We start from the raw sequence: 23,081 nt of genomic DNA on the forward strand, positions 1-23,081 counted from the left end.
AGCCGAGGAGACCGAACCTCCCGCACTTTCCACCAGGGCTCAAGGCATCATCGAGATCGTGACGACGACACGACGCCTGATGCTCCTGGACACCGCTTCCCTCTACTACCGCGCGTACTTCGGTGTGCCGGACTCCGTGAAAGCCCCCGACGGCACCCCCGTCAACGCCGTGCGCGGCCTGCTCGACTTCATCGGCCGCCTCGTGCAGGACCACCGGCCCGACGATCTGGTGGCCTGCATGGACGCCGACTGGCGGCCGCACTGGCGGGTGGAGCTGATCCCCTCCTACAAGGCCCACCGGGTAGCCCAGGAGACCGAGACCGGCCCGGACGTCGAGGAGACCCCGGACACCCTCGCCCCGCAGGTACCGGTCATCGAGGCGGCCCTGGACGCCTTCGGGATCGCCCGGGTGGGCGTCGCCGGCTACGAGGCCGACGACGTGATCGGCACCCTCACCACCCGCGCCACGGGCCCGGTGGACATCGTCACGGGCGACCGCGACCTGTACCAGCTGGTCGACGACGCGAAGGAGCGGCGCGTCCTGTACCCGCTGAAGGGGGTCGGCACCCTCCAGGTGACCGACGAGGCCTGGCTGCGCGAGAAGTACGGGGTCGACGGCCCCGGCTACGCGAACCTGGCGCTGCTGCGGGGCGACCCGAGCGACGGCCTGCCGGGCGTGCCCGGCGTGGGCGAGAAGACCGCGGCGAAGCTGCTGGACGCCTACGGGGACCTGGCCGGAATCATCGCCGCGATCGACGATCCGAAGTCGAAGCTGACCCCCACCCAGCGCAAGCGGCTGGACGAGTCCCGGCCGTACCTGGCGGTGGCCCCCAAGGTCGTCCAGGTGGCCCGCGACGTCCAGCTGCCCCCGTTCGATCCGGCCCTCCCGGCCGCCCCCGCCCACCCCGACCAGGTCGCCGCGCTGGCCCACCGGTGGGGTCTGGGTGGAGCGATTGAACGCCTGAGCAGCGCGCTGCGCCACTGAGGTGCTAACTTAGGTAATCCTAAGCTTCACGGAAGTCAGGGTCAGGGAGTCAAGGAGACGTCGTGGCAGAAGGACGCGTCCGCACGGTCGGCACCGCAGTCGTCGTGCGCACCGAGCGGTTGACCCCGCACATGGTGCGGCTCGTGCTGGGCGGTGACGGGCTGGCCGGTTTCGGCGCGGGCGCGTACACCGACCACTACGTGAAGATCCTGTTCCCGCCGGAGGGAGTCACCTACGACTCCCCGTGGGACCTGGACCGGATCCGCACGACCCGTCCGCGCGAGGAATGGCCGCGCCAGCGGGCGTACACGGTGCGCGCCTGGGATGCGGTGCGGCGTGAGCTGACCCTCGATTTCGTGGTCCACGGGGACGAAGGACTGGCCGGGCCCTGGGCGGCCCGCGTCCAGCCGGGTGAACTCGTACGCTTCCTCGGGCCGGGCGGCGGCTACGCCCCCGACCCGGTGGCCGGCTGGCACCTCCTCGTCGGCGACGAGAGCGCGCTGCCGGCGATCGGCGCGGCGATGGAGCGGATGCCGGCCGGCGCCGAGGTCCGCGCGCTGGTGGAGGTCGAGGGCCCGTCGGACGAGCAGCGGATCGCCACCCCCGACGGTGTCGTCCCGGTCTGGATCCACCGCGGTTCCCGTCCCGTGGGCGAGGCCCTGACGGAAGCCGTCCGGGCCCTGTCCTTCCCCTCCTCGGACGTCCACGCCTTCGTACACGGCGAGGCCGGCTTCGTGAAGTCGCTCCGCCGCCACCTGCGCCTCGAACGCGGCATCCCCCGCGAGCGGCTGTCGATCTCCGGGTACTGGCGCCTGGGCGAGACCGACGAGGGCTGGCGCGCGATCAAGCGCGACTGGAACGCGGAAGTCGAAGCGGAACAGGAACTCCTCGCCGCGGCGTCCTGACCGCCGTCCCGCCGGGCGGGTTCACCGGGCCGGCGGGACAATGACCGCATGGCTACGCTCCGCGCACTCGGCACGGCCACGGCCACCGCGCTCCTGGTCACCACCGGGACGGCGACGGCGGCCACCGCGCCCACCCCGCCTCCCCAGCCAGTGCCGGTCATCACCGACGCCCAGGTCGACAAGGCGGTCAGCCGCCTCGACCGGACCGTCACGGACATGATGCGCGACACCGGGGTCCCCGGCGTCTCCGTCGCCGTCGTCCACGACGACCACGTGGTCTACCTCAAGGGCTTCGGCGTCCGCCGCGTCGGCGAACAGGGCGACGTGGACCCGGACACCGTCTTCCAGATCGCCTCCCTCTCCAAGCCGGTCACCTCCACCGTCCTCGCCGGCGCCCTCAAGGCCCCCGGCGACTTCGACCGCCACGTGGAGCTGCCCGGCTTCGCGCTCAAGGACCCCTGGGTGACCGGCCACCTCTCCGCCGCCGACCTGCTGTCCCACCGCAGCGGCCTCCCGGACCATGCCGGGGACCTTCTCGAAGACCTCGGCTACGACCAGTCGTACATCCTGGACCACCTGCGCCTGGAGCCGCTGACCCCGTTCCGCGCGAGCTACGCCTACACCAACTTCGGTTTCACCGCCGCCGCCGAGGCCATCGCCAGGGCCCACGGCGTCAGTTGGCAGAAGCTCGCCGACGACACCCTCTTCAAGCCGGCCGGCATGACGCACACCAGCACCGAGTTCTCCGCCTTCGACCGGGCGCCCGACCACGCCGCCACGCACGTCAAGAACCCCGACGGCACCTGGAGCCCCCGCTACGTCCGCGACCCGGACGCCCAGGCACCGGCCGGCGGGGTCAGCTCCACCGCCCGCGACATGGCCCAGTGGCTGCGGCTCCAGCTGGACGACGGCTCGCTCGACGGCAAGCGGATCATCCCGGCCGACAACCTCGCCCGCACCCATCTCCCCGAGATCGTGTCGCAGCCGCGCAACGCCCAGGGCAGGAGCGACTTCTACGGGCTCGGCTGGAACGTCTCCTACGACGGCTCGGGCCGGGTCCGCCTCAGCCACTCCGGGGCCTTCGAGCTCGGTGCCAACACCAACGTCACCATGCTCCCCCTGGAGAAGCTCGGCATCGTCGTCCTGACCAACGGCGCCCCGATCGGCGTGGCCGACGCCGTGGCCCTGGACTTCTTCGACTTCGCCGAGCACGGCAGGGCCACCGCCGACTGGCTCCCCCTGATGTCCTCCCTCTACGCCCAGCTCCTCGGCGCCGGCCGCTCCCCCACCGACTACGCCCGTCCGCCGGGCGGCGCGAAGCCGGCCAAGGCCGACACCGCGTACACGGGGACGTACGCCAGCCCGTACTACGGCAAGGCCACCGTCACCGCGGACCCCGGCGGCGGGCTCACCCTCTCGCTGGGCCCGGGGCCCCAGCGCTACCCGCTCACCCACTACGACGGCGACACCTTCAGCTTCGAGACCGCGGGCGAGAACGCGGTGGGCCGCACCGGGGTGTTCTTCACCGACGGCGCCCTGCGCGTCGAATACCTGGACGCCAACCACCTGGGCACCTTCACCCGCGGATAGACGGCCTAGCCTGTACCCCGATGAAGCGCAGCAGATCCCACATCCCCGAATCGCCCCTGCCCCAGGTGTCCGGCATCGACCCGGTCCGCATGCGGCTGCCCCCCGACCCGGACGGGATGTGGCCGGATCTCGGCGCCTACCTCAGGGCGCGCTACGAGGGCACGCGCGGCTCCGAGTCCATGGCCCGCCTGCTCGAAGGCGGCCGGGTGCTGGGCGTCGGCGGGCGGGTGCTGCGGCCGGCGGACCCGTACGAGCCGGGGGCCTTCCTCTGGTTCCACCGGGACATGCCCACCGAGCCGGTGGTTCCCTTCCCGATCGGGGTCGTCCACCGCGACGAGCACCTGCTGGTGATCGACAAGCCGCATTTCCTGGCGACCACCCCGCGCGGCAGCCACGTCTTCCAGACGGCCCTGGCCCGGCTCCGGGTGGAGCTGGGCCTGCCCGCGCTGAGCCCGGCGCACCGGCTGGACCGGATGACGGCCGGGCTGGTGCTGTTCAGCATCCGCCCCGAGGACCGGGGCGCCTACCAGCTGCTCTTCCAGGAGCGGCGGATCAGCAAGGAGTACGAGGCGCTCGCGCCCCACGACCCGGCGGTGGAGTTCCCCCGGACGCTGCGCAGCCACATCGAGAAGGTGCGCGGGGTGATGGCGGCGGTGGAGGTCGAGGGCGCCGAGCCCAACGCCGAGACCCTGGCCGAACTCATCGAGACCAAGGGCGACTTGGGGCGCTACCGGCTGACTCCGCACACCGGGCGCACGCATCAGCTGCGGGTGCACATGAACAGCCTCGGCCTGCCGATCCTGGGCGACCCGGTCTATCCGGTGGTCGGCGATCCGGCGCCGGACGACTACCGCCGCCCGCTCCAGCTCCTGGCCCGCACCCTGGAGTTCACCGATCCCGTCACCGGCATCGCCCACCGGATCGAGAGCGGCCTCACCCTGCGGGCCTGGGAGGACCGGGCGGGCTGGGAGACGGGCCCCGCGAACGGGGCCTAGGCCGAATTTAGCCGCCGGTCCCCGCGATCCGCAGCGCCGCGTCGGCGGTGGCCTCCGCGAAGGCGGCCACCGGGCGCGCGGGATCGGAGCGGTGGATCAGCATGACCCCTTCGATGAGGCCGAAGACCAGGTCGTTGCGGAGCACCAACCCGTCCCGGTCAGCGGCGAGTTCGGTGCCGACGCAGGTCCCGTCGAGCAACTCCTGGTAGGCGTCCTTGAGTTCGAGGCGCATCCGGGTGAAGTCGGCGAACCGCGAGCCGCCGACCTCGGGCAGCAGGTAGAGCGCGCCGAGGTTGTACGGACCGCCGCACAGCAGCATCACGTCGGCGCGGCACAGCTCCCACAGTCGGCGGGTGGCGGGGCGGTCGGTCTCCAGGAGCAGCCGGCGGGCCAGTACCAGCGAGGGCGCGACCGTGGACTCCAGGAGTTCGGCGAGGAGTTCCTCCTTGCCGGTGAAGTAGTGGTACATCGTGGCCTGGCGCATTCCGGCCCGTTCGGCCACCGCCCGCGTGGTGGTGGCCGCGTACCCCTTGACCGTGAACAGCTCGGCCGCCGCGTAGAGGAGTTCCTCCCGCGGCGGCCGGCCACTGTCCGGCCGCAGCCGGTCGGCGCGCGGCCGACCGACCCGTCTCGGACCTTCGTCCGTTCCCCCAGTCATGGTCCGATCGTCGCACAAAGCACGCCGAATTGATCATGGCAAGAGGTCAGATCCGGCCATGACCGGTTCTGGAGGAAGGTCCAATTCCCCTTAGCCCACGGAGCTGTAGGCCACCACACCGCGCAGCAGCGCGTCCACGGCCTTGCGGGCGTTGCGGGCCACCGTGCTGCCGCCCGCCGAGGACGGCGGAGCCGAGGAGGAGGGCGCCGCGGCGGCCACCTGCCCCAGGACGTCGATGACCTGCTTGCACCAGCGCACGAAGTCACCCGCCGGCATCTCCGCCTCGCGCAGCACCTCGTCCAGGGTCTTGTCGGAAGCCCACTGGTACACCGCCCACGCGAAGCCGAGGTCCGGCTCGCGCTGGCCCACACCCTCCGCCTGGTTGATGCCGTGCTCCTCCTCCAGGGCGTCGAGCCGGCCCCAGATGCGGACCATCTCGCCCAGCGCCGCCTTCGCCGCGCCACCCGGCACCTTCGGCGCGACCGCGTCGTCGGACTGCCGTGCCTCGAAGACCAGCGCCGAGACGCAGGCGGCCAGCTCGGCCGGGCTCAGCCCCTCCCAGATGCCCGCCCGCAGGCATTCGGAAGCCAGCAGGTCGAGCTCTCCGTAGAGCCTGGCCAGCCGCCGTCCGTGCGGGGTGACCTCGTCCTCGCGCAGGTAGTCCAGATCGGTCAGCAGCGCGTGGATCCGGTCGAAGGTGCGGGCGATGGTGTTCGTCCGCCCCTCGATGCGCCGCTCCAGCTGCTGCGTGTCCCGCTGCAGCCGGTGGTAGCGCTCCGCCCAACGGGCGTGGTCCTCCCGCTCGTCGCAGCCGTGGCACGGGTGCGCCCGCAGCTCGGTGCGCAGCCGCGAGATCTCCCGGTCGTCCGCCGCGGCCGCCCGGCCGCCGCGGTGCCGCTCCACCGTGATGTGCCCGGCCTTGGTGCGCAGCTGGGACGCCAGGTCCCGGCGCGACTGCGGGGACTTCGCGTTGAACGTCTTGGGGATCCGCATCCGCTCGACGGCCTCCACCGGGACCGGGAAGTCGATCGCGGCCAGCCGCTTGACCTGCCGCTCCACGGTGAGCACCAGCGGACGCGGGCCCTCGGTGTACTCGTGCCCGCGGTGCCCGTTGGACCGCCCGGCCGGCACGCCCGGATCCAGGACCAGGGCCAGCCCGGCGAACTTGCCGGTCGGCACGTGGATGATGTCGCCCGGCTTCAGCTTCTCCAACGAGGAGGCCGCCTGCACCCGGCGCTGGGCCGCACCCTGCTTGGCCAGGTCGTTCTCACGGTCCTTCAGGGCACGGCGCAGCCGCGCGTACTCCTCGAAGTCCCCCAGGTGGCAGGTCATGCCCTCCCGGTAGCCGTCCAGCCCCTCCTCGTTGCGCTGCACCTGCCGGGAGATCCCGACGACCGACCGGTCGGCCTGGAACTGCGCGAAGGAGGTCTCCAGCAGCTCGCGCGAACGGTGCCGCCCGAACTGCTGGACCAGGTTGACGGCCATGTTGTACGAGGGCCTGAAGCTGGAGCGCAGCGGATACGTACGGGTACCCGCGAGCCCGGCGAGGCCCGCCGGGTCCATGCCCCGCTGCCACAGCACCACCGCGTGGCCCTCGACGTCGATGCCGCGCCGCCCGGCCCGGCCGGTGAGCTGCGTGTACTCGCCGGGGGTGATGTCGGCGTGCTGCTCGCCGTTCCACTTGACCAGCTTCTCCAGGATGACCGTGCGCGCGGGCATGTTGATGCCCAGCGCCAGGGTCTCGGTGGCGAAGACCGCCTTCACCAGGCCCCGTACGAACAGCTCCTCGACCACCTCCTTGAAGGTGGGCAGCATGCCCGCGTGGTGCGCGGCGATGCCCCGCTCCAGGCCTTCGAGCCACTCGTAGTACCCCAGGACGTGCAGGTCCTCGGCGGGAATGGCGGCGGTCCGCTCCTCGACGATCTCGCGCACCCGCACCCGCGCCGTGTCGTCGTTGAGCCGCAGCCCCGCGTACAGGCACTGCTGGACGGCGGCCTCGCAGCCGGCCCGGCTGAAGATGAAGTTGATGGCGGGCAGCAGCCCGTCACCGTCCAGGCGGGCGATGACCTCGGGACGCGAAGGGGTCCAGATCCGGCCGCGGGAGCGCCGCTCGCGCTCGCGGTCGGCCTCGCGGACCATCTTTCCGCGCCGCCGGTCCTTCGGGTTGTAGCGGCTGGTGTTCTCCTCGCGCGCCATCCGCAGCAGGTCGGGGTTGACCTCGCGGCGCGCGGAGCCGCGGCCGCCGTGGTCGGACTCCTCCTCGAAGAGGTCGTAGATCCGTCGGCCGGCCATGACGTGCTGCCACAGCGGTACGGGCCGCTCCTCGGAGACGATCACCTGGGTGTCGCCGCGCACCGTGTCCAGCCAGTCGCCGAACTCCTCGGCGTTGGAGACGGTGGCGGAGAGCGAGACCAGGGTCACCGACTCGGGGAGGTGGATGATCACTTCCTCCCAGACGGCTCCGCGGAACCGGTCGGAGAGGTAGTGGACCTCGTCCATCACGACGTAGCCCAGGCCCAGCAGCGACTGCGAGCCCGCGTACAGCATGTTGCGGAGCACCTCGGTGGTCATGACCACGATCGGAGCCTCGGAGTTGACGCTGTTGTCGCCGGTGAGCAGGCCGACCTTGTCGGCGCCGTAGCGCTTGACGAGGTCGGCGTACTTCTGGTTCGACAGGGCCTTGATCGGCGTCGTGTAGAAGCACTTGCGGCCCTGCTGGAGCGCCAGGTGTACGGCGAACTCGCCGACGATCGTCTTGCCCGAGCCGGTCGGGGCGGCGACGAGGACTCCCTTGCCGGCCTCCAGTGCCTTGCAGGCCTCGATCTGGTACGGATCCAGATCGAATTCGTACATCTCGCGGAACGGCGCCAGGGCGGTGGCCTCTTCGGCGGCGCGGATCCGGGCAGCGGCGTACCGCTCGGCGGGTGAAAGTTCTTCGGTCATCTTGTCATCGAGCCTACCCGCCGCTTCTGACAACAGTCGCGGTCTTTATGACGAGGTCGGACCGGCTGCGAAAGCACCGGCTACGACAGCAGCCGCAGGGCCCCCGGAACGCACTCGGCGCTCACCGGCAGCGGCCCCAGCGGCTCCCCGTCCGCGTAGGCGGTGATGCCCGCCGCCTCCAGGGTCACCTTCGCGGCCCGGTGGACGGTGACCTTCGGGTGCGAGAGATGGGTCCCCCGGTACACGCGCGGGAACACCTTCAGCAGGGTCGCGCGGCCGCAGTCCCCGACGACCGTGACGTCGAACAGCCCGTCGTCCGGCTCGGCGTCCGCGCAGATGCGCATGCCGCCCCCGTACGAGGACCCGTTGCCGACGGCCACCAGCGTGGCCTCGGTCTCGATGACCGGGCCGTCGTCCAGGGTGATCCGGTACGGGAAGGGCCGGAAGGCGGCCAGTTCCGCGATCATCGCCAGGTCGTACTTGAACTTGCCCACCGGCAGCCGCATCCGGTTGCCCCGGTCGTTGACCCGCGAGTCGAAGCCGGAGCACAGCACGGTCCCGTACCAGCGGCCCGCGCCGGCCCCCTCGACCCGGCCCAGGTCGATCTCGCGGATCCGGCCCCCCTTGAGCGCCTCGGCCGCCAGCCGCCCCGCCCGCGCGGGATCCCGTACGGGCAGTCCCGTGGCGCGCGCGAAATCGTTCCCGGTGCCCACCGCGACCACCCCGAGGGGGACCAAGGTCCCGGCCACCGCCTGGAGCGCGAGGGAGACCATGCCGTCGCCGCCCACCGCGATCACCGCGCCGGTGCCCCCGCGGACGGCGGCCCGCAGACGGGCCAGCGCGTCCGGGGCATCGGCGCCGACGACGGTCCGCACGGAGAAACCGGCGTCCCGGAGCGCGGAAGCGGCCGGCTGCGCGGCGTGCGCGCCCCGGCCGCGTCCGGCGGTGGGATTGACGAAGAGGGTGATCTCGGCGGTCACTCCGGGAATGTACCTGTCAGGAACAGCCCGCGTCGATCACGTCGCGTCGTCGTAGCCGTTGATCTGCCGGCGTCCGCCGTCGGCCTGCTCGGGCAGGGCGCTGGGGGCCGGAGCGGGCTCGATCTCGCCGAGCTTCGCAGGGGTCAGGTCCAGCTCGGCGGCCTCGTCGTCGTCGAGGTCCGCGTCGGGGTTGGCCTTCTTGCGCCTGCGGTCGTTGAGCAGGCAGATGCCGAGCGCGATGAAGTACAGGGCGATGATCGGGGAGGCCAGCGACATCATGGTGAGCGGGTCACCGGTGGGAGTCGCGAACGCCGCGAAGATGGTGATGCCCAGCACCATCGCACGCCACCAGCTGGCCAGCCGCTTCGCGGTCAGGACACCGGTGAAGTTGAGCAGGATCAGCAGCAGCGGCAGCTCGAAGGCCAGGCCGAAGACGATGACCATGCGCGTGACCAGGTCGAGGTAATCGTCCACCGGCAGCAGGTTGCGCGCGTCGGCGGGGGTGAATTCGAGCAGGATCACCGCGGTCTGCGGAAGGATCTTGTACGCGAGGACCGCGCCGGCGCCGAACAGCGGGGCGCCGACCGCCACGAAGCCGATCGCGTACTTCTTCTCGTTGTTGTGCAGGCCCGGGGCCACGAAGGCCCAGAGCTGGTACAGCCACACCGGGGCGGACAGCACCACACCGGCCGTCAGCGAGACCTTGAGCGCGATGGAGAAGGGCGCGATGAGACCGTTGACCGTCATGTCGGCACACGGACGGCCATTGCGCTGCTCGACCACGCCGTTGGTGCAGCCGACGGAGTCCAGCATCGGCTTCAGCATGAAGTCGATGATGTTCTTGTAGTACATCGCGGCCACGATGGTGATCACGAGGACCGCGAGGACCGACTTCAGCAGACGGTTTCTCAGCTCACGCAGGTGCTCGACGAGAGGCATCCGCCCTTCGGCGTCCTTCGCCTTCTGATCCGTCTTCTCCTGCTTGCGGGCAGACTTGAGCAACCCACGTCCCTTGTCTCGTCGCAGACGACTGGCCCGGCCGTGGCCGGCCCGAGTCAGCTCTGGGTGGTGTGGTTGGTCTCGTTGACGGGCCGGGCGCTGGTGACGTCACCGGGCGAGGCCTGGATGGTGCGCGGGGCGGCCGCCTGCTGCTGCGGAGCCGGGTCGGCAACGGAAGCGGCGGTGCCGTCTTCGGCCTCGCCGTCCTTCTTCATCGCCTTCGCCTCGCTCTTGAGGATGCGGGCGGACTTGCCGAGCGAGCGGGCCATGTCGGGAAGCTTCTTGGCACCGAACAGCAGGAAGATCACGGCGACGATCAGGAGGATTTCGAGGGGCTTCAGGTTGCCGATCATGTGTGTCTTCCTTCTCACCGAAACGGCTGGTTGTGGTCACGGACGGCTCGGACCGAGATCCGCGAACCGCTCAGACAAGGATCGTAACCCCCGGGGGTTAACGCCCGGCAATCCCCCAGGGCATCGCCGGTTGCGTGGTCAGACAGTACGACGGTTGCCCCACCATGGCTATGGCTCCGTGCCATGGCCTGCGAAAACGGCCGGACCGACGCCCCGTACTACAGCCCCGCCGCCCGCCCGGACCTGGCCAGGTCCGTCGCGGCCCGCTCCAGATCGCTCGAGGCGTCCGCGATCCGTCTTCCGGCGTCCGCCACCTGCCCGGAGAGCCTGCGCACCTCCACGAAGACCCGTACGGCGAGCACGGCGAGGACGGCGAGCCCGAGGAAGCCCAGAACGATTGCGAACATCGGCCACAGCATGACCAGAGCCTAGGCCACCGACCGGCTCAGACACTGCGCAGGGTGCTCACGCCGCCCCCGGTCAGCAGTTCCACGATGCGTTCACCGGCCGGTTTGCGGACCGCCGCCCCGCACTCGGGGCAGGTGAAGGAGTAGAACGTGGTCCGCCTGCTGCCGCCGATCGCCAGGCGCAGGGCGCCCGCGTCCAGCTCGAAGCGGGCCCGGCAGTCGGGACAGGCCGCGGTGAAGGCGACCGGCCCCGGGGTGGTCGACGCCGGCACGTCCGGCGGTCCAGGTGGCGTCGGCGACATCGTGCCCAGCCCCCTCAGACCCGTTCCCCGGCCCCGGCAGCCCCGTCCCCGGCGGCCCCGTCCTCGTATGCGGCGAGCGCCTCCCGGGCCGCCCGGCGCGCACTGTCCGCCAGCTCCACGGGGGCCACGATGCGCCCCTCGCGGCCCAGCCGCAGCGCGAGCCGGCGCAGCGAAGCCGGGTCGGGGCTGCGCAGGGTGATCCGCAGACCCCCCTCCGGCAGCTCCTCCGCGCTGTCGTGCGGGTAGTACTCGGCGACCCAGCGCCCGCCGGGACCCACCTCGACCACGACCTCCGGGTCCTCGGCGGCCGGCTGGACCAGCCCCTCGGACAGGTCGCGTGGCTCGATGGCGGGCGGATCGGCCCGCTCGTCCAGCAGCCGGATCTCGGCGACCCGGTCCAGCCGGAAGGTGCGCCGTGCCTCGGAGAGGTGGCACCACCCCTCCATGTACGTGTGTCCGACGGCGAAGAGCCGGATCGGATCCACCTTGCGCTCGGTGAGCTCGTCGCGGGCCGGCGAGTAGTAGCGCAGCCACAGCCGCCGCCGCTCCGCGATGGCCCGGTCCACATCGGCGAAGACCCCGCCCTCGGACTCGAAGGTCACCGACAGCCGGGAGCTGGCCCCGGCGACCTCGCCCGCGGCCGCCTCCAGCTTGGCGGTGGCCCGCAGCAGGGCGTCCCGGTCGCTCTCGCGCAGCCCCGGCAGGGTGGCCACCGCGCGGGCGGCGACCAGCAGCGCCGTCGCCTCGTCGGCGGCCAGCCGCAGCGGCTCCGCGGTGGACTCCCCCGAGGCGTCGGGGTTGCGCCACCAGATGCGCTCCCCGTCGGTGTCGATGTCGAGCAGGTCCCCGCCGCGGAAACTGGTCCCGCACATGGGGAGCACGTCGAGGTCCGAGATCAGCTCGTCCTCGGTGATCCCGAACGCGCGGGCGACGTCGGCGACGTGCGCGCCGGGCCGCTCCCGCAGATAGGTCACCAGGGACAGCATCCGGCGCGTCTGGTCGATGGCGTTGGCAGCCATGCTGGTACGTCTCCCCCTCAGGGCACGTGCTACGGGACGGGACAAACCCGCGGGACCTCCCGCGGAACCGGGCCGGGCCACCGAATCGGGCCGGGCCCGTGCGAACGGGCCGGGTCAGCCCTGGGCCACGGCACGCAGCCGGTCGACCACGTCGGCCCGCAGATCGGCGGGCTCCACCACGACCACGTCGGGGCCGAACTCCACCAGCCAGGCGTCGAGCCCGTGCCCGTACGGGATCTCCAGCTCGTCCCAGCCCTCCCCGCCCGCGCTCTCGCGCACGGCGGTGGCCTTGGCCCGCAGCGGATACCCCGCACCGGCCCGCAGCCGGATCAGCGCGGAGCGCTCCCCGCCCTCCCCGGCCCAGCTCGCCACGGTCTCCCGTACGGTCACCACGTCGGGGACCTCGGCGGTGTACTTGGCCGCGCGCGAACGGACCTTCCCCGTGATCCGGGAGAGCCGGAACACCCGCTCCGCCCCGCGGTCGCGGTCGAAACCGGCCAGGTACCAGTGACCGCGCCAGCACTCCAGGGCCCACGGCTCGACCTGACGGGTCTCGGGACGGGCCGCGTTGGACCTGCGGTAGTCGAAGACCACCGGACGGCGGTCGCGGCAGGCCAGCATCAGCGGCTCGAAAGCCGCCTCGTGGACCGGGATCCGCGGTTCGATGGCACTGTGCTGGCCCTCGTACGGATCCCCGGCCTCGGGCATCCCCCCGGCACGCAGCTTCTGCAACGCGCCGCTGGCCGCTCCGGCCAGCCGGGCCTGCTGCCACACCTTCGCCGCGAGCCCCAGCGCCGCGGCCTCCTCGGCGTCCAGGGCCACGGGCGGAAGCCGGTTGCTGTCGCGGCGGGCCAGATAACCGGTCTCGCCCTCCAGGTTCTCGACCGTCTCGATGACCAGCCCGAGTTCCCGCAGATCGTCCTTGTCCCGCTCGAACATCCGGTTGAAGGAGTCGTCGTTCCCGGCTTCCATGTACGCCTCGATGGAACCGCGCAGTTCGCGCTTGCTGAGCGGCCGGCGGGTCCCCAGCAGACACAGCGCCAGATTCATCAGCCGCTCGGCCTTGGCAATCGCCATCGAGCCCCATCCGCCCTTCTCGCCGCGCGGCACCTCACACCCCGGCCGCGTACACCCTCGTGACCGCTGACCGTACCGCCCAGGTCCGCCTGGGCAAAAGCGAGGGCCCCCGCCGCACGGCAGGGGCCCAACGACTTGCGCGACCGACCGGTCAGGCGGCCATCAGGTCGCACACGAAGATCAGCGTCTCGCCCGGCTTGATGGCACCGCCGGCGCCACGGTCGCCGTACGCGAGGTGGGCCGGGATCGTCAGCTTGCGACGGCCGCCGACCTTCATGCCCTGGACGCCCTGGTCCCAGCCGGAGATGACCTGGCCGACACCCAGCTGGAACTGCAGCGGGGCGCCGCGGTTCCACGAAGCGTCGAACTCCTCGCCGGAGGAGAACGCCACGCCCACGTAGTGGACCGAGACGCGGGAACCGGCCTTGGCCTCGGCGCCGTCACCGACCCAGATGTCCTCGATCACGAGGTCGGCCGGGACATCGCCCTCGGGAAAGTCGATCTCGGGCTTCTCGAGCTTGTCGCTCACGGTACTGCTCCTCAAACGTACGAACAGGGGGACAACCGGGACAGTCTTACACCACGGCGAGGATGTCGAGGCTGAAGACCAGCGTCGAATTGGCCGGGATGGTGCCCTGCTCCTTGTCACCGAAGCCCGCGTCCGGCGGGATGACCAGCAGCACACGGCTGCCGACCTTCTTGCCGAGCAGGCCCTCCTTCAGACCCTTGACCGACAGCTGAGCCATCGGCCAGGTCACCGACTGGTCGGTGGCGTACGTGCTCTCGAAGGTCTTGTCGTCCTTCCACGTCTTGCCGTTGAACTTGACCACGACGTTGTCGGTGTCCTTGACGACGGCGCCGTCACCCTCCAGCACGTAGTTCGAAACCAGCTTCGCCGGCGGCGTGACGTCCTTCGGAACGGTCACGGAGACTTCCTTGCCGTCCGTGTTCGTACCGACCTTCGGCAGGTCCTTGTCGTCCTGCGGGACCTCCTTGCCCTTGGCCGAAGCCGGGATGGAAGTGCCCTTGACGATGTCCACGACGAAGACCAGCGTGGCGTTCGGCTTGATGTCCGCGCCCTGACCCTGCGCCCCGTAACCGAGGTCCGGCGGGATCACGAGCTCCAGACGGCTGCCGACCTTCTTGCCCTCAAGGCCCTGGTCCCAGCCCTTGATGACCTGGCCCGCACCGATGGTCACATCGAACGGCTTGCCCTTGCCGAAGCTCTGGTCGAACGGCTTCGTACCGTCCCAGACCTGGCCGAGGTAGTTGACCTGGGCGGCGTCGCCCTTCTTCAGCGCCGGGCCGTCGCCCTCGCTGATGGTCACCACCTTCAGTTCCTTCGGCGGGTTGCCCGAACCCTTCGCCAGGGTCGGAGCCTCACCGAACTTGGCGCCCTTCGTGATCGAGGGCACCCCGTTCTTCATCTCGGAGCCGCTGTCGCCACAGGCCGCTGTCGAAAGCAGCAGAAGGGGTACGACAAGCAGGCCGGCAAGTCGGCGCACGTGTTCCTCAGATCTCAGACGGCACATAGGTCGCCGCCACTCTAAGGCGTGCACAGGGCCCCGTACGAGATCCGCACGAGGCCCTGTCTCAGATCAGCGGCAGATCAGCGGCATCCCACACCGCGCCCCGCCACGCCCTACATCCCCGCGATCAGCTTCTCCACCCGGTCGTCCACCGACCGGAACGGGTCCTTGCACAGCACCGTGCGCTGCGCCTGGTCATTGAGCTTCAGATGCACCCAGTCGACCGTGAAGTCCCGCCGCTGCTCCTGCGCGCGGCGGATGAAGTCACCGCGCAGCCGCGCCCTCGTCGTCTGCGGAGGCACCGACTTGCCCTCGAAGATCTTGAGGTCGTTGCAGATCCGCGCCGCCTGCCCCTTGCGCTCCAGCAGGTAGTACAGCCCGCGCCGGCGGTGGATGTCGTGGTACGCGAGGTCTATCTGAGCCACCCGCGGATTGGACATCGTCATGTTGTGCTTGGCCCGGTACCGCTCGATCAGCTGGTACTTCATCACCCAGTCGATCTCGGTCCCGATCCGATCCAGGTCCTCCGCCTCGATCGCGTCCAGGGTCCGGCCCCACAGCTCCAGCACCTGGTCCACGACACCCTCACGGATGCCCCGCCGCTCGGCGAAGTCCACCGCCTTGTCGTAGTACTCGCGCTGGATCTCCAGCGCCGAGGCCTCCCGGCCGCTCGCCAGACGCACCTTGCGCTGACCCGTGATGTCGTGACTGACCTCACGGATCGCCCGGATCGGGTTCTCCAGCGTCAGGTCCCGCATCACCGTGCCCGCCTCGATCATGCGCAGCACCAGATCGGTCGCCCCGACCTTCAGCAGCATCGTGGTCTCGGACATGTTCGAGTCGCCCACGATCACGTGCAGACGGCGGTACCGCTCCGCGTCCGCGTGCGGCTCGTCACGCGTGTTGATGATCGGCCGCGAACGCGTCGTGGCGGAACTGACACCCTCCCAGATGTGCTCCGCCCGCTGGCTCACGCAGTACACCGCACCCCGCGGCGTCTGCAACACCTTGCCCGCACCGCAGATCAACTGCCGCGTGACGAGGAACGGGATGAGAATGTCCGCCAGCCGGGAGAATTCCCCGTGCCGGGCCACCAGGTAGTTCTCGTGGCAGCCGTACGAGTTTCCCGCCGAGTCGGTGTTGTTCTTGAACAGATAGACGTCGCCCGCGATTCCCTCCTCGTGCAGGCGGCGTTCGGCATCGACGAGCAGGCCTTCGAGAATGCGCTCGCCGGCCTTGTCGTGGGTGACCAGTTCGATCAGGTTGTCGCATTCGGGAGTTGCGTACTCCGGATGCGAACCCACGTCGAGGTAGAGGCGGGCGCCGTTCCGCAGGAAGACATTGCTGCTGCGGCCCCATGACACAACACGGCGGAAGAGGTAGCGCGCCACTTCGTCAGGAGACAGTCGGCGCTGTCCCCTGAACGTGCACGTGACGCCGTACTCGTTCTCCAGCCCGAAAATGCGGCGGTCCATGACTGAACATTACGCCTTCTGCTCTGTTCTGAAACCGAGTTCGCGAGCGTCGTTTCGATCATTTTCCCGAGAACCGTCCACCGGCTCCTTCACCGGACCGGTCACACCGGGTCGTTCCAGCACCTTCCGAGTGACCGTCAGCACCAGCAGCGCCGCCGCACCCGCCACACCCGCCACCGCGAACCCGGCCGCCGTACCGCCCGCCTCCACCGCCGGACCCGCCACACCCGTACCGATCGCCGCACCCACCCCGAAGAACGTCACCAGCCACGAGAACGCCTCCGTCACCGTGCCCACCGGAGCATGCCGGTCCACCACGATGAACGCACAGGCCAGACAAGGCGCCAGGAACACCCCGGCCAGCGCCGCCAGCGCCGCCATCGCCCACGGACCCGGCACCAGCATCAACGGCAGATAACACACCGCCAGCAACGCCACCAGCAACCGCAGCCGCCGCTCCGCCACACCCGCCCACTGCCGCGCCCCGTACCCCAGACCGCCGACCAGCGCACCCAGACCCAGCGCCGCCATCAGCCAGCCGTACACCGCCTGGTTCCCGTGGTCGTCCGCGTACGCCACACCGGCCACCGTGATCGACCCCAGCGCCGTCCCCACGAAGAAGAACGCACCCAGCAGCGCCAGCAGCCCGCGCGAGCGCAGAGCCCCCAGCCAATGCGCCTCACGCGGCTCCGAACGCCACGTGCGCGAAGGCTCCGACACCACCACCGACAGCGCACCGAGCACACCGACCGCATTGATCACCAGCAGCGCCACCGCCGGATCCCACAACGCCACGCACAGCGTCACCAGCAGCGGACCCACCGTGAACATGACCTCCTGCGCCACCGCGTCCATCGCGTACGCGGCATGCACCCGCTCCTCCCGGCCGCCGAGCACCCCCGGCCACAGCGCACGCAGCCCGCCCTCCAGCGGAGGCGTGAACAACCCCGCCACCACCACGGCCCCGTACGCCGCCACCGCCGAACCCGTGCCCGCGAACGCCAACCACACCATCCCCAGCGCCGACACCACCGCCGCCGGCAACTGCACCCGCGGCTGCCCGTACAGGTCCACCGCCCGGCCCAGCAGCGGCTGCCCGACCGCGTTGGCCACCCCGTACACGGCCGCCAGCGCCCCCGCGAGGCTGTAGCTGCCCCCCTCGGACCGGGTGAACAGCACGATCGCGATCGGCGCGACACCGTTCGGCAACCTGCCTATGAGCGTGCCCACCAGCAGCCTCGCGGCATGCCGGGTCCTGAGCAGCTCTGCGTAACCCGCGGCCATCTCCGCCCCCTCCTGCCCGGATCCCACCGGGAGTAGCCCAAGTAATACGTATAACGTGAGAGGTCATACGTACCATGGCCACAGACGGCCGGTCCACCCGCCGAACCCCAAGAACCCCCGCGACCTCGCACTACAGGAGCACCGTGTGACGAGACCCACCAGCCGCGACGTGGCCACCGCCGCCGGAGTCTCCCAGGCCACCGTCTCCCTCGTCCTCGGCAACAAATGGCGCGGCCGCGTCTCCGAACGCACCGCCGACCACGTCCGCCACACCGCCACCGCACTCGGCTACCGCCCCAACCTCGCCGCCCGCAACCTCCGCCTCGGCTCCACCCGCACCGCCCTCCTCGTCGTCCCCGCCCTCACCAACGAATTCTTCGCCCGCGTCTACACCGGCGCCGCCCGCATCGCCGCCGAACACGGCTTCGGCGTCGTCCTCTACCCCTCCCCCGACGGCACCGGACCCGCCCGCGACCCCTTCGCCTCCGCCCGCGCCGCCCTCGACGGAGTCATCGCCTCCTCCATGGCCGCAGGCGCCCTCGAAGCCCTCGGCGGCGACGGACTCCCCCTCGTCATGCTCGACAGCGACCCCACCGCCGACACCGCCGCCGCCCACATCAACCTCGCCATCGCCGACGGCATGCGCCAGATCACCGAACACCTCCAGACCCTCGGCCACCGCCGCTACCTCCACCTCGCCTCGGCCGTCGACTCCTGGACCTTCGACATCCGCGCCCAAGCCCTCGCCGCCCTCCTGGGCCCCACCACCGAGCTGCGCACCGTACGGTCCGCCCTCAGCGTGGACGCCGCCCGTACGGCCGCCGAAGCCGCCCTGACGGCCCCCGACGGCCGCCCCACCGCCATCGTCTGCGACGACGACATCCTCGCCGCCGGAGCCTGCAAAGCCGCCCGCCGCCTCGGCCTGCGCATCCCCGAAGACCTCTCCGTCACCGGCTTCGACGACCTCGCCCTCGCCACCGCCGTCGAACCGGAACTCACCACCGTCCACCTCCCCGCCGAACGCGTCGGCGAACAGGGCATGACCGCCCTCCTCGCCGTACTCGAAGGCACCCCCTGGACCGCCACCGACATCCCCGTACGACTCGTCGTCCGCGACTCCACGGGCCCGGCACCGACCGCCTGACGGCCCAGGAACCCCCGGAACGCGAAAGCGCCCCCGACCGAAGGCCAGGGGCACTCTCACGCACTCACTACGCGCACTCGCTACGAGCTCGCTCCACTCGCTACTCGGCTTCCTCGTCCGGAGCCTCGTCGTTCGACACGGCATCCGCCTGAGCCGCCGCCGGAACGTCCGCCTCCAGCAGCCGCGACAGCTGCCGGCCCCGGATCCGCTTGAACTTGCGCTGCTGGGCCCGCGTACGGTCCAGCACCGCCACCTCCAGCCGCTCCGCCGGAATCGACTTGTCCGCACCGTTCGCCTGGCTCGACAGCGCCTGCACCGCCAGCTTCAGCGCCTCCGACAGGGTCATCCCGTCCTGGTGCCGCTGATCGAGGAAGGTACTGATCTGCTCGGCATTGCCACCGACCGCGACCGAACCGTGCTCGTCCACGATCGAACCGTCGTGCGGCAGCCGGTAGATCTGGTCACCGGCCGCGGTCGCACCGACCTCGGCGACGACCAGCTCCACCTCGTAGGGCTTCTCGCCCGCCGAGGAGAAGATCGTGCCGAGCGTCTGCGCGTACACGTTCGCCAGCCCACGCGCCGTCACATCGTCACGGTCGTAGGTGTACCCGCGCAGATCGGCATACCGCACGCCGCCGATCCGCAGGTTCTCGTACTCGTTGTACTTGCCGGCGGCCGCGAAGCCGATCCGGTCATAGATCTCGCTGAACTTGTGCAGCGCGCGGGACGGGTTCTCACCGACGAACACGATGCCGTCGGCGTACTGGATCACAACAAGGCTGCGACCGCGGGCGATGCCCTTCCGGGCGTATTCCGCCCGGTCGGCCATGGCCTGCTGCGGTGAAACGTAGAACGGAGTCGACACCGGCTGTCCGTCCCTTTCTTCTGGGCTCCTACGGGGCGACGGATGGTCAGAGCAGGGCGGCGCGCGGGCCGTCGGGCTGCTCCAGCCGACGATTCGTGATCTTGCGGGCCAGCTCCGAGGACTCCTCGTCGGTCAGCCTGCGGAATCCCTCTTCGGTCATGACGGTGACGATGGGGTAGATGTGGCGGTAGAGGTCCGGGCCGCCGGTCGCCGAGTCGTCGTCGGCGGCGTCGTACAGCGCCTGCACGACCAGCGTGGTGGCCTCCTCCTCCGTCAGCTTCGAGTGGTACAGCTTCTTCATCGACCCGCGGGCGAAGATCGAGCCGGAACCGGTCGCGGCGAACCCGTGCTCCTCGGAGCGGCCGCCGGTCACGTCGTAGGAGAAGATCCGGCCCTTCTCCTTGGCCTCGTCGTACCCCGCGAAGAGCGGCACGACGGCCAGCCCCTGCATCGCCATCCCCAGATTGCTCCGGATCATGGTGGAGAGCCGGTTCGCCTTGCCTTCGAGGGAGAGGGTCGCCCCCTCCACCTTCTCGAAGTGCTCCAGCTCCAGCTGGAACAGCTTCACCATCTCCACGGCCAGACCGGCGGTGCCGGCGATCCCGACCGCGGAGTACTCGTCCGCCGGGAACACCTTCTCGATGTCCCGCTGCGCGATCATGTTCCCCATGGTCGCCCGCCGGTCACCGGCGAGCACGACCCCGCCGGGGAAGGTGGCGGCCACGATGGTCGTCCCGTGCGGCGCCTCGATGACCCCGTCGGGCAGCTTCCGGTTGCCCGGGAGCATCTCGGGCTGGTGCGCGCCCAAGAAGTCCATGAAGGACGACGACCCCGGCGTCAGGAAGGCTGCCGGTAGACGCCCTGTGCTACGAGTGTTGGGTTCCACAGGTTTCCTTCCACGTAAGCGGCTGCACGCCGTATGACGTCCGGCCGATCCTTGAACTGCCCCAAGGCTGCGTTACAGCTGAAGCACAGTACGCCTCGGACCTTACCCGTCTGATGATCGTGATCAACATGCTCTGCCGAGGCCTCTCGGCAGATCACGCAGACCCCGCCCTGCGCGGCGATCATGTCCTCGCGCTCGGCTTCAGTAATGCCGTAGTGCCGCTTGAAGTACGAGGCCCGGTTCCGTTGTGCGCGGCACTCTCGGCAGTAGCTGGCCCAACCGTCCGAACTCGTTTTGTTCCGCTCCCATTGCGAATGAGGCTTGATCTCCTCGCACTGGGGGCATCGCTTGTGGCCGGACGGCACAGGGACCTTCGCCCGTACCGTCCGCCCCTTCGCTTCCTGCCGCTGTTTGTAGTGATCCGCCTGGCACTCGCGGCAGTACGCCTGGAACCCGTCCCGCATCGAGCGATTACTCGCGAAGGCCTCGAATGGCTGAACGCGCTTACAACGCGAACACCGCTTCATACCTTCGGGCGCCGTCTCGGCCACCCAACCCCCCACGCCTTCGATTTGAAGGTGGAATTAGCGAAGCACCTTTACTGGCCACCCTTTTGCACGAACGACCTCACGAAATCCTCGGCGTTCTCTTCCAAGACATCGTCAATCTCGTCAAGTACCGAGTCGACGTCGTCGGAGAGCTTTTCCTGTCGTTCCTTGAGGTCGGTCGATTCCTCGACCGCCGCCTCCTCGACCTCCTCGGTCGAGCGCGTCGCCTTCTGCTGTCCGCCGCCGGTGTCCTTGGTCGCCATGTCTACCTCACCCCGCTCGGTTCGCACGCTCACGTCGAAAGACCCCGCGAATTCGGGATCCCTCAAGATCAGACTCTACTTCGGACCCTACAAGGAGGGTCCGACATCCGTCCCGGTACTTTCATAACGTCCGGATGTCTTCATGATTCCCGGACCGGGGGCCTTTCAGCCCCCGCCCGGGGATCCGGAAGGCTCAGCGCCCCGACAGCACCCGCACCAGGTCCTCCGCCGTGCGGCAGCGGTCCAGGAGCTCCTTCACGTGGGCCCGGGTACCCCGCAGGGGTTCCAGCGTCGGGACCCGCTGGAGCGAGTCGTGGCCCGGCAGGTCGAAGATCACCGAGTCCCACGAAGCCGCCGCCACGTCGTCCGCGTACTGCTCCAGGCACCGGCCCCGGAAATAGGCCCGGGTGTCCTCCGGCGGCTTGCTCTGCGCCCGCTCCACGGCCGTCTCGTCCAGGAGCCGCTTCATCTTGCCGCGGGCCACCAGGCGGTTGTACAGCCCCTTCTCGGGCCGTACGTCCGCGTACTGGAGGTCCACCAGGTGGAGCCGGGCGGCGTCCCAGCCGAGGCCGTCCCGGCGCCGGTAGCCTTCCAGGATCTCCCGCTTCGCGATCCAGTCGAGCTCTCCCGACAGGCTCATCGGGTCGCTCTCCAGCCGGCCCAGCACGTCCTCCCAGCGGGCCAGCACGTCCTTGGTCTGCTCGTCCGCGTCGGAGCCGAAACGCTCCTCCACGTACTTCCTGGCCAGCTCGTAGTACTCCATCTGGAGTTGTACGGCGGTCAGCGTCCGCCCGCTGCGCAGCGTGATCAGGTGGTGCAGGTCGGGGTCGTGGGAGACCTGGTGCAGGGTGCGTACGGGCTGGTCCACGGCGAGGTCGACGTTGATGTAGCCGTCTTCGATCATGGACAGGACGAGTGCGGTGGTGCCGAGCTTGAGGTAGGTGGAGATCTCGGAGAGGTTGGCGTCGCCGATGATCACGTGGAGCCGGCGGTACTTCTCGGCGTCCGAGTGCGGTTCGTCCCGGGTGTTGATGATGGGGCGCTTGAGGGTGGTCTCCAGGCCGACCTCGACTTCGAAGTAGTCGGCGCGCTGGCTGATCTGGAAGCCGTGTTCGCGGCCGTCCTGGCCGATGCCGACGCGGCCGGCGCCGGTGAAGACGAGGCGGGAGACGAAGAAGGGGGTGAGGTGGCGCACGATGTCCGAGAAGGGGGTTTCCCGCTTCATCAGGTAGTTCTCGTGCGTGCCGTAGGAGGCGCCCTTGTTGTCGGTGTTGTTCTTGTAGAGGTGGATGGGCTGGGCTCCGGGGAGCTGGGCGGCCCTGACCGCCGCCTCGGCCATGATCCGCTCGCCCGCCTTGTCCCAGAGGACGGCGTCGAGCGGGTTGGTGATCTCCGGGGAGCTGTACTCGGGGTGCGCGTGGTCGACGTAGAGCCGTGCGCCGTTGGTGAGGATGACGTTGGCGAGGCCGATGTCCTCGTCGGTGAGCTGGCTGTTGTCGGCGGCCTCGCGGGCGAGGTCGAAGCCGCGGGCGTCCCGCAGCGGGTTCTCTTCCTCGAAGTCCCAGCGGGCGCGTCGCGCCCGGTGCATCGCCGCCGCGTAGGCGTTGACGATCTGGGATGAGGTGAGCATGGCATTGGCGTTCGGGTGCCCCGGGACGGAGATCCCGTACTCCGTCTCGATCCCCATTACTCGCCGTACGGTCATGCGGCCCTCCTTGCCCGGCGGCGCTCCCGTTCGGGAGCGGCGCTCAAGTACCGCTGGTGCTCCGGTGCGTCGTGTGCGGTGCCCGTCCCCGCACTGCGCGACCTGCGGTACGGAAGAGCCTAGGACCACTCCGCGCTGGTGGGGAGATCATTTCAGTCATTGAATTTCG

The 23,081-nt window shown here is 70.2% G+C and carries 23 protein-coding genes; 5 read left to right on the plus strand and 18 right to left on the minus strand.

Annotated elements, in window-relative coordinates:
* The first annotated feature begins 79 nt into the window (after positions 1-79).
* From ACFXDJ_RS17200 to ACFXDJ_RS17215, 4 genes are all read left to right on the plus strand, one after another.
* Positions 80-985, plus strand: a complete 906-nt coding sequence (locus ACFXDJ_RS17200) for a 5'-3' exonuclease H3TH domain-containing protein (protein ID WP_384849434.1) — start codon at positions 80-82, stop codon at positions 983-985.
* A 62-nt stretch (positions 986-1,047) separates the two neighbouring features.
* Positions 1,048-1,890: a siderophore-interacting protein gene (locus tag ACFXDJ_RS17205; RefSeq protein ID WP_384651330.1), complete on the plus strand. Its 843-nt coding sequence runs from the start codon at positions 1,048-1,050 to the stop codon at positions 1,888-1,890.
* A 48-nt stretch (positions 1,891-1,938) separates the two neighbouring features.
* Positions 1,939-3,480 (plus strand): serine hydrolase, encoded by a 1,542-nt coding sequence (locus tag ACFXDJ_RS17210; RefSeq protein ID WP_384849397.1) that lies wholly within the window; start codon positions 1,939-1,941, stop codon positions 3,478-3,480.
* A 20-nt stretch (positions 3,481-3,500) separates the two neighbouring features.
* Positions 3,501-4,475 (plus strand): pseudouridine synthase, encoded by a 975-nt coding sequence (locus ACFXDJ_RS17215; protein WP_384849400.1) that lies wholly within the window; start codon positions 3,501-3,503, stop codon positions 4,473-4,475.
* A 7-nt stretch (positions 4,476-4,482) separates the two neighbouring features.
* Here ACFXDJ_RS17215 and ACFXDJ_RS17220 read toward each other — a convergent pair whose 3' ends face one another.
* From ACFXDJ_RS17220 to ACFXDJ_RS17280, 13 genes are all read right to left on the minus strand, one after another.
* Positions 4,483-5,133: a helix-turn-helix domain-containing protein gene (locus ACFXDJ_RS17220; protein ID WP_384849403.1), complete on the minus strand. Its 651-nt coding sequence runs from the start codon at positions 5,131-5,133 to the stop codon at positions 4,483-4,485.
* Positions 5,134-5,223: 90 nt separating this feature from the next.
* Positions 5,224-8,076: a DEAD/DEAH box helicase gene (locus ACFXDJ_RS17225; RefSeq protein WP_384651338.1), complete on the minus strand. Its 2,853-nt coding sequence runs from the start codon at positions 8,074-8,076 to the stop codon at positions 5,224-5,226.
* Between the two features lie 80 nt (positions 8,077-8,156).
* On the minus strand, positions 8,157-9,056 hold the full coding sequence (locus tag ACFXDJ_RS17230; protein WP_384849406.1) for a diacylglycerol kinase: 900 nt from the start codon (positions 9,054-9,056) through the stop codon (positions 8,157-8,159).
* A 36-nt stretch (positions 9,057-9,092) separates the two neighbouring features.
* Positions 9,093-10,058, minus strand: coding sequence for a twin-arginine translocase subunit TatC (gene tatC / locus ACFXDJ_RS17235; protein WP_384849409.1), 966 nt, complete (start codon positions 10,056-10,058; stop codon positions 9,093-9,095).
* A 53-nt stretch (positions 10,059-10,111) separates the two neighbouring features.
* Positions 10,112-10,408: a Sec-independent protein translocase subunit TatA gene (gene tatA, locus ACFXDJ_RS17240; RefSeq protein WP_330295549.1), complete on the minus strand. Its 297-nt coding sequence runs from the start codon at positions 10,406-10,408 to the stop codon at positions 10,112-10,114.
* A 218-nt stretch (positions 10,409-10,626) separates the two neighbouring features.
* Positions 10,627-10,827 (minus strand): hypothetical protein, encoded by a 201-nt coding sequence (locus ACFXDJ_RS17245; RefSeq protein WP_384849412.1) that lies wholly within the window; start codon positions 10,825-10,827, stop codon positions 10,627-10,629.
* 26 nt (positions 10,828-10,853) lie between these two features.
* A complete protein-coding gene (locus ACFXDJ_RS17250; protein ID WP_384849415.1) occupies positions 10,854-11,117 on the minus strand; it encodes a hypothetical protein in 264 nt (87 codons plus the stop codon).
* Between the two features lie 14 nt (positions 11,118-11,131).
* Positions 11,132-12,136: a helix-turn-helix transcriptional regulator gene (locus tag ACFXDJ_RS17255; protein WP_384651349.1), complete on the minus strand. Its 1,005-nt coding sequence runs from the start codon at positions 12,134-12,136 to the stop codon at positions 11,132-11,134.
* 114 nt (positions 12,137-12,250) lie between these two features.
* On the minus strand, positions 12,251-13,213 hold the full coding sequence (locus ACFXDJ_RS17260) for a helix-turn-helix transcriptional regulator (protein WP_384651351.1): 963 nt from the start codon (positions 13,211-13,213) through the stop codon (positions 12,251-12,253).
* A gap of 151 nt (positions 13,214-13,364) precedes the next feature.
* Positions 13,365-13,742, minus strand: coding sequence for an FKBP-type peptidyl-prolyl cis-trans isomerase (locus ACFXDJ_RS17265; RefSeq protein WP_384651353.1), 378 nt, complete (start codon positions 13,740-13,742; stop codon positions 13,365-13,367).
* Between the two features lie 46 nt (positions 13,743-13,788).
* Positions 13,789-14,718: an FKBP-type peptidyl-prolyl cis-trans isomerase gene (locus ACFXDJ_RS17270; protein ID WP_384651355.1), complete on the minus strand. Its 930-nt coding sequence runs from the start codon at positions 14,716-14,718 to the stop codon at positions 13,789-13,791.
* A 137-nt stretch (positions 14,719-14,855) separates the two neighbouring features.
* Positions 14,856-16,217 (minus strand): Pup--protein ligase, encoded by a 1,362-nt coding sequence (gene pafA / locus ACFXDJ_RS17275; RefSeq protein ID WP_371615091.1) that lies wholly within the window; start codon positions 16,215-16,217, stop codon positions 14,856-14,858.
* Between the two features lie 9 nt (positions 16,218-16,226).
* Positions 16,227-17,501 carry an MFS transporter gene (locus ACFXDJ_RS17280; protein WP_384849418.1) on the minus strand — a complete coding sequence of 425 codons (1,275 nt, stop codon included), beginning with the start codon at positions 17,499-17,501 and terminating at the stop codon, positions 16,227-16,229.
* Between the two features lie 145 nt (positions 17,502-17,646).
* Here ACFXDJ_RS17280 and ACFXDJ_RS17285 point away from each other — a divergent pair, with 145 nt between their 5' ends.
* Positions 17,647-18,645, plus strand: a complete 999-nt coding sequence (locus tag ACFXDJ_RS17285) for a LacI family DNA-binding transcriptional regulator (RefSeq protein WP_384651359.1) — start codon at positions 17,647-17,649, stop codon at positions 18,643-18,645.
* A gap of 100 nt (positions 18,646-18,745) precedes the next feature.
* Here the strand turns inward: ACFXDJ_RS17285 and prcA are convergent, their stop codons facing one another.
* The 5 genes from prcA to dop form a co-directional block, all read right to left on the minus strand.
* Positions 18,746-19,510 carry a proteasome subunit alpha gene (gene prcA / locus ACFXDJ_RS17290; protein ID WP_214948085.1) on the minus strand — a complete coding sequence of 255 codons (765 nt, stop codon included), beginning with the start codon at positions 19,508-19,510 and terminating at the stop codon, positions 18,746-18,748.
* A 46-nt stretch (positions 19,511-19,556) separates the two neighbouring features.
* Positions 19,557-20,396, minus strand: a complete 840-nt coding sequence (gene prcB, locus ACFXDJ_RS17295) for a proteasome subunit beta (protein ID WP_328297773.1) — start codon at positions 20,394-20,396, stop codon at positions 19,557-19,559.
* The gene (locus ACFXDJ_RS17300; protein ID WP_384651372.1) at positions 20,348-20,923 is read right to left on the minus strand and encodes an endonuclease VII domain-containing protein; all 576 of its coding nucleotides are present in this window, start codon (positions 20,921-20,923) and stop codon (positions 20,348-20,350) included. The genes prcB and ACFXDJ_RS17300 overlap by 49 nt, the downstream gene beginning before the upstream one ends.
* Before the next feature lie 71 nt (positions 20,924-20,994).
* Entirely contained in the window at positions 20,995-21,207 is a 213-nt protein-coding gene (locus tag ACFXDJ_RS17305) for a ubiquitin-like protein Pup (protein ID WP_030016348.1), read from the minus strand.
* Between the two features lie 193 nt (positions 21,208-21,400).
* Positions 21,401-22,912 (minus strand): depupylase/deamidase Dop, encoded by a 1,512-nt coding sequence (dop, locus tag ACFXDJ_RS17310; protein ID WP_384651362.1) that lies wholly within the window; start codon positions 22,910-22,912, stop codon positions 21,401-21,403.
* Positions 22,913-23,081: the final 169 nt, after the last annotated feature.

It is taken from the genome of Streptomyces sp. NPDC059443, from assembly GCF_042750105.1.
Taxonomy (GTDB): domain Bacteria; phylum Actinomycetota; class Actinomycetes; order Streptomycetales; family Streptomycetaceae; genus Streptomyces.